The sequence below is a fragment of the Methanospirillum hungatei genome, assembly GCF_020216685.1.
GTDB lineage: Archaea > Halobacteriota > Methanomicrobia > Methanomicrobiales > Methanospirillaceae > Methanospirillum > Methanospirillum hungatei_B.
Map to the genome: position 1 here is coordinate 1 of NZ_JAIWNS010000259.1, position 4,951 is coordinate 4,951.

The 4,951-nt window shown below is 45.0% G+C and carries 6 protein-coding genes; all 6 read left to right on the top strand.

What is annotated here, in order from left to right:
• The first annotated feature begins 135 nt into the window (after positions 1 to 135).
• Entirely contained in the window at positions 136 to 1,218 is a 1,083-nt protein-coding gene (locus LDL35_RS14440) for an RAMP superfamily CRISPR-associated protein (protein WP_304023705.1), read from the top strand.
• Positions 1,218 to 1,679, top strand: coding sequence for a hypothetical protein (locus LDL35_RS14445; protein ID WP_304023706.1), 462 nt, complete (start codon positions 1,218 to 1,220; stop codon positions 1,677 to 1,679). The genes LDL35_RS14440 and LDL35_RS14445 overlap by 1 nt, the downstream gene beginning before the upstream one ends.
• A 21-nt stretch (positions 1,680 to 1,700) precedes the next feature.
• Positions 1,701 to 2,288 (top strand): hypothetical protein, encoded by a 588-nt coding sequence (locus LDL35_RS14450; protein WP_304023707.1) that lies wholly within the window; start codon positions 1,701 to 1,703, stop codon positions 2,286 to 2,288.
• Positions 2,288 to 3,061 carry an RAMP superfamily CRISPR-associated protein gene (locus tag LDL35_RS14455; protein WP_304023709.1) on the top strand — a complete coding sequence of 258 codons (774 nt, stop codon included), beginning with the start codon at positions 2,288 to 2,290 and terminating at the stop codon, positions 3,059 to 3,061. The genes LDL35_RS14450 and LDL35_RS14455 overlap by 1 nt, the downstream gene beginning before the upstream one ends.
• Before the next feature lie 11 nt (positions 3,062 to 3,072).
• Entirely contained in the window at positions 3,073 to 4,362 is a 1,290-nt protein-coding gene (locus tag LDL35_RS14460; RefSeq protein WP_304023711.1) for an RAMP superfamily CRISPR-associated protein, read from the top strand.
• 360 nt (positions 4,363 to 4,722) lie between these two features.
• Positions 4,723 to 4,951, top strand: a 229-nt coding sequence (locus LDL35_RS14465; protein WP_304023712.1) for a hypothetical protein, incomplete at its 3' end; no start/stop codon positions are given.

Genomic DNA, 4,951 nt, shown 5'->3' on the forward strand with positions numbered 1-4,951 from the left:
GAACGGGTTTTTCTGGCGAGCCTGCATGCCATGGCCTGGTACGGGCTTGGGAAGAACCGGTCACGAGGGTTTGGTGCTCTGGAAATTGGTGAGATTAAAAAGTCTTGTCGGACAGCAATTTCGGAGGGGCATTAAATGCAGATGATCAAGGGAACGATAACATCTGTATCCCCACTTCATTTTGGAAATGGGAGGGCAAGGGGGACATTTTCACAAACGCTTTCGTATGTCCCTGGCCGGACCTTCCGGGGGATGATCGGATGGTATCTGTATCAGTATAACCGGGAACTGTTTGATGCATGTGGGCTGGCAGAGGATCATGATCCTGAAAAGATGCATGTCTTTTTCAGGAACGGGTATCCTCTTTCAGATAAAGAACGCTCGGTATATGCCCCTCTTAAGAGTCGTTGGTGTAAGAAATGTGGCAGTCTTATTGAGAATGATGAGAATGAATGCACTCATACCGTAGATGGAAGGCTATGTCTGCAGGAGGGAAAGAAACATACCGGCCTCGTTGGGATGAAATCTTTTTACGAGAGAAGACTGGTTCAGCCTGATCCTGTTCCGAAAAGACTGGAGACCAAGTGTCCGATTACCAGGGATGGTCATACGAGTATGGGAAGCGGATGGCAACTTTCACCATATCATATTGAAGGTATTGAACCAGGAGTTTCTTTTGGGTTTGTACTACTGGCAGATGATAGAGTTGTTGATGATGTGGTTCATACTTTGAATGAGGCGTCCTATGCGTGTGGACTTGGTGGTTTTCGATCACGGGGTTATGGTCTTGTTGATTTCTCAGTGACTACATGTATTTCGGATGATGAGTATATTATTTCCCGGTCATCGGAGTTATCAGAGAGGGATGAGCATCTTCTTATTCTCAATTCTCCCTGTATTCTGCGAACCGGTGTCAGTTCCAGGATAGGGATAGACCAGGAATTTTTCGAGACGATAAACCAACGACTGGAATCAAAAGGATATAAAGGAGATCTGGCTCCTGGTTCTGATCCAAATCCGTATATTACCAGGTCGGTTGTCAGGGGATGGTCATTGAAGAATGGAAATATGGTGGATGAGATTGTTCCTGCTACCGGACCTGGGAGTTGTATGGTGGTTACTGGTTCCCCGGCATCTCTTGCAGCTTTAGAGATTTATGGAATCGGCGATATGCAAAGTTCAGGGTATGGAGAGTTGTTTGTTTCAGAGGTGATCTGATGGATATAGGTGACCTGAACCAGAAGGCCTGGGAGATTGCCGCTTCTGCAATGATCCGGAAGGGAAAAGATATTGAGAGTTATTCAATCGGTCAGGTCAGGTTCTTTTTCGAGCAGGCTAGATCCTCAAGGTTTGAGCACACAATTAAGGAGGAACTGGATCGGTACTCGCCTCAGCCCTCTGATGGAAGGGGCGGAAATGATCCGAAGGTTATAGCAGAAATGAATGCTCGCAAAAATATCAATAAGAAGGTCGGATCTGAGGTTATTTCGGTAATGAAAGGGCTTTCTGTTCGGGAGAGGATGAGATTTGTCCAGTATCTGCTCTGGAATATCAGAATTATTGAGCAACTTCATGGGGATGAATCAAAGATACGCCAGGTTCTTTGTGCAGAGCAGGTCAGAAATCCGGATGCAGTGATAGAAAAAATACCAAAGGTACAGATTCAACAAAATTTTTAAAAAACGGGGAGGAGATGAACAATGCAGATTAAAGCTGAAGAATTGAAAAAGATTGTACTTATGTCATATGAGCTTACAGTGTTGATGCCTAAGCCAATAGTGAAGGATGATAAGTTCGTTATTGAATCACGGAGTAAATTTAAAACTCTCCCTGAATCTCTTCATCAGATGGAAGATGCAGCGGCGTCTGTTACTCATTTTGTCAAGAGTGCTGCATATTTTCTCCCCCGGAAAGATGCAGGAACGAAGCCGGAACAGATGCTTCCGTTTATGAACAAACTTATGGAGCATGTGAATGAACTGAACAGATCTGGAGGTGAGCCTGAGCGGGTACGAGAGCTCTTAAAGTATCTGATCGGGTATGCAAACTGGAATGCTGATGCGATCTGTGCGATTCTTACTGCCATGGGTGAGGCAAAGTCATCAGATACTATCAGGAATATGCTTGAAGCAGAACTCAAAGTTGTGGGTGCAGATCATGATGTTGATCGGGTGTTTTCACAGATTCAGAAATGGATACGAGATGAAGGGGGGTATCATCAGAAGGCCAATCAGCACTTTCAGAATAATCAGAATATGGGAATTAATAACCAGAGGAGGAGATACTGATGTTTTCATCCTTTGAGAACCGGGCGGTCATTTCCTGGGATATTGTGACGAAGTCTGATCTTCATATCGGGGGTCATGGATCATCCGGTCCGGCTGATGTTGATCTTCCCGTCCTGAGAAATAATGAGGATTATCCTATTATTCCGGGGAGCAGTATCAAGGGTGTGCTTCGGATAGAACTTGAACGGCTTTTGCGGGGATGCTCTGTTGAGGTCTGCACGATTCCTGATGTGTGCTATTCATCCAGGTGGTTGAAGCAACATCCGGAAAGAAAGAATAAGGAAGTTGATCCCTGTCTTGTCTGTCAGATCTTTGGGAGTGGAGGAAACTCGTCACCTGCCCGTATTCGGGATGCAACTGCAGGGGTACAGTTAACCGTTATCAGAGACGGAGTTGCCATTGATAGAAAATCCAGAAAAGCTAAACCAGGGAGTAAGTACGATCTTGAGGCAGTGCCTAAGGGTACGGTTTTTTCCGGTTATGTGACGCTGGAGAATTGTTCATTATATGGACAGGAATATGCCCGTCTTGGTGGTTTTCTCTCTCTGGTTGATTTTTTTAATGCCTGTGCAGGCACCATGGGTCATGGTGTTTCACGAGGGTATGGAGAGGTTGAGATCAGTATTAAAAAGGTAAAAATTATTTCAGCTCATGATTACCTGAACGGGAAATTTGACGGTACAGTTTATGAATTTGGAACTTCCCAGTATGAATCATTTATAGGTCAGGCAGCTCTTGCATGGAGGACCTGTGTTACCAGTAAGAAGGAGTAAGGGGGGATAGTATGGATTCGTTAGACCGGTTTTTAAACCGGTACGAGATTGAAGGGACTATCGAACTGAAAACGCCGATGCGAATTGGCGGCGGTCAGAATGCGGCGATGTATTCACTCTCTCCTGCTCCTGCGATTGAGTGTTTTGATGCAGGTTTGGGTGTTTTTGAGCCATATATTCCGGGGAGCAGCCTGAAAGGGATCCTTCGCAGTACTCTTGAACGTCTGGTAAGGACATTTGATGATTCGAAGTGCTGTGTCAGTGTCGGGAATAAAAAAGAGGGAGGGGTTCTCTGCGGAAAAGATTCCTGTGTTTCCTGTCGGATATTTGGGTCGATGAACGGGGGTGCGAAGGTGAGAATCAGGGATTCACATCTGACAGATGAGTGGAGATCCCAGGAGGATAGACGAGGGTTTCTTCGTGAACAACCGCACTTTGGAAGTCCCAAACCTGGAAAGACAGGCCAGATGAGACCTGAAGAGTCCGTTTCCGCAGGTACAGAGTTTCGATTTCATATTGATCTTGATAACGGGACTGACGAGGAGGCAGGATTAATCCTATTAGCTCTTCGTGAGTTTTCTTTGAACCGGGCACATCTGGGTGGAGGTTCCACAAGGGGGCACGGATTTTGTTCGATTAAAAGTTACTCTCTTATGAAATTATCCCTTCATGATGGGGTCATATCCAGAGAAAAGGTATCTGATAAGGATTGTATGTCTGCTGCGAAACGATATCTGGCCGGATTGTCCGGTTCATCTGATAGGGACAGAGGGTTTGATCGGTACTGGAAGGCTTTTTCAAAGCCGGTTCATCGGTTTGATGACGGACATGTGGTCGCTACACTGATTGTCACGTGTAAGACTGAATTTTCTATGAAGGGGCTTGATGAGCCGACAGTTACAAACGGACTCGGGCCTGTCATTCCTGGTTCGACGATTAAAGGGTTCTTCCGCCATAAGCTTGAAGAGAGAAAGACAGATAAAAAAATTATCGATTCCATATTTGGAGGGATGCATCACCGAGGCAGACTCATTGTGTCAGATGCCTGGTATGCAGGTAGGAGAGGAATCGGGAATGAGTATATTCCAAAGGGATCACCACTTAAGATGTATATGGTCTTTGATAATATGACTCATGACGAAATGGAGCATATTACACAATTTTTTGAGACGGAGCTCCAGATCACCGGAAATACGAGTGCCGGGATATCCAGATATTCTCAGGGGGTCTTGAAAAACAGGGTTGAGATCCGTGTAGAATCGGTACATCGGTTTTTCGCTAAGGAGTTCCTTGCAGAATAATTTTCCCTTTTTATTGCGTCGCTCCTTTATTCACTAAGAAAGAACGATAAATTGAAGTCTGTTAGACGGGCTGCCCAGATCTTTATAAAATAAAGCCTCGAGATCGATCCGGGTAAAAAATCTCTAAACGGAGGCCGTAATGGGCTCGGATTGATACAATAGATTTAAATATTATGTCTACTTCTTTAAATACTAACAGCTCGAGATCGATCCGGGTATGATCCCTGAAAATCGGGGGATGGAAAGATAGGTTTTGAGTCGATCGAAGCGAAAAAAGTGGCGGTTGCAAGTGACCCGAAAAGAGAAGGGTATGGCAACTGCTTCAAGCATATCAAGTGTTGAACGCCCTATGAGTTGCAAGTGACCCGAAAAGAGAAGGGTATGGCAACACTTGCAACTTCTGATGCAAGATCCTTGATCTTGTCAGTTGCAAGTGACCCGAAAAGAGAAGGGTATGGCAACCAATTTTTCTTCTGTGTTATGAGTTATGTGCTGTATGTTGCAAGTGACCCGAAAAGAGAAGGGTATGGCAACCAATTTTTCTTCTGTGTTATGAGTTATGTGCTGTATGTTGCAAGTGACCCGAAAA

What these genes read in the sequence shown, in the direction of transcription:
- LDL35_RS14440 (WP_304023705.1), top strand. Translation starts at nt 136, where the DNA reads ATGCAGATGATCAAGGGAACGATAACATCTGTATCCCCACTTCATTTT.
- LDL35_RS14445 (WP_304023706.1), top strand. Translation starts at nt 1,218, where the DNA reads ATGGATATAGGTGACCTGAACCAGAAGGCCTGGGAGATTGCCGCTTCT.
- LDL35_RS14450 (WP_304023707.1), top strand. Translation starts at nt 1,701, where the DNA reads ATGCAGATTAAAGCTGAAGAATTGAAAAAGATTGTACTTATGTCATAT.
- LDL35_RS14455 (WP_304023709.1), top strand. Translation starts at nt 2,288, where the DNA reads ATGTTTTCATCCTTTGAGAACCGGGCGGTCATTTCCTGGGATATTGTG.
- LDL35_RS14460 (WP_304023711.1), top strand. Translation starts at nt 3,073, where the DNA reads ATGGATTCGTTAGACCGGTTTTTAAACCGGTACGAGATTGAAGGGACT.